Source organism: Halopseudomonas sp. (assembly GCF_036961105.1).
Taxonomy (GTDB): domain Bacteria; phylum Pseudomonadota; class Gammaproteobacteria; order Pseudomonadales; family Pseudomonadaceae; genus Halopseudomonas.
The window spans coordinates 1-553 of the sequence record NZ_JBALWW010000050.1; the positions used below are offsets into that span (position 1 = coordinate 1).

General features: G+C 50.1%; 1 protein-coding gene. It reads right to left on the minus strand.

All coding sequences use genetic code 11. The annotated features are described in order from the left end of the window. Nucleotides 1-553: cytochrome c-type biogenesis CcmF C-terminal domain-containing protein (locus tag V7756_RS18905; protein ID WP_335611751.1), on the minus strand; the 553-nt coding region annotated here is incomplete at both ends.

Below are 553 nucleotides of genomic sequence, written 5' to 3' on the forward strand. Positions count from 1 at the left end.
TGTTGAGGTTCTGTTTGAGGTCGGCTATCGTATTACGCTTCCAACGCAACACCGAGCCCACGACCATCAGTACCGCTAGCAGAAGCATTAATGGCACAAAAAACAAATTGAAGTAAGGCGGACCCACTGAAATTTTTCCCCACTCCATGACATCGGCAATCAATGGGTAGAGTGTCCCCAGTAGAATGATAACCATCATACTGATCAGCAGAATATTATTAATCAGCAGGAACATTTCCCGCGACAGCCCTGAAAAACTGGCAACACTCCTCACTGCTGGCCCTCGCAGAGCATATAGGGACAACGACCCTCCGACCACGACAACGAGAAAGCTGAGAATAAAGACACCACGAGTGGGATCCGCAGCAAACGCATGGACTGACGTCAGTACGCCAGAACGAACGAGAAAAGTGCCCAGCAAACTCAGCGAGAAAGCAATAATGGCCAGCAATAATGTCCAGCTGCGAAATACACCCCGTTTTTCAGTGGAGGCCAAGGTATGGACCAGAGCGGTACCCACCAGCCAGGGCATAAAGGAGGCGTTTTCTACTGC